Annotated in this window: 1 pseudogene; it reads right to left on the bottom strand. The window is 46.9% G+C overall.

The annotated features are described in order from the left end of the window. Positions 1–544: pseudogene (vscP, locus tag R7Q48_RS30285) on the bottom strand (type III secretion system needle length determinant VscP); the annotation flags it as partial.

Genomic DNA, 544 nt, shown 5'->3' with positions numbered 1-544 from the left:
TCTGCCAGATCTTGCCTCGCTTGTTGATTGATGATGGAAAGCGCATGCTCTTGTCGAATCGTCACGCTATAACCTTGCGAATCTAACTTGATGTGGATTTCGCCACCTTTGAGTTGACCCTCGCTTAGAAACAATCGTACTTCTTTCTCATTCGATGCCGTTGGTAGGGCAACGTACACTTTATCCACCAATTGCTGAATCAGTTGGCTGACTTCACGAGTTGGTTGAGTAGGTTGTGGAGTCGAGATGCCTTTCAAAATCACATCGCCTTGAGTAATCGGTGTCGTGACTGGTTGATGCATCGGCTTGTCATTGCTTTTTTCTGAATCCAGCATGGCTTTATCTAGCAATGTGCGCTCAGCCTTGCTCGCTTTGGGATGTTCATCATTCGGGAGTGGTGTTTTCAAATTGCGCGAATTGAAGCCAAGTGATGAGTCACCCTCATGCTTGTTTACTTCAGTTTTAGTTGCAGTTTTGTGCACAGCTGAAGTGACAGGATGAGAGGCGAGTGACGCAGAAGTCGCAGACGCAACGGTTGTTGATG

Source organism: Vibrio sp. 378, assembly GCF_033339435.1.
Note: the sequence above shows the minus strand (reverse complement) of the source record. Positions and strands in the feature narration are given on the sequence as shown.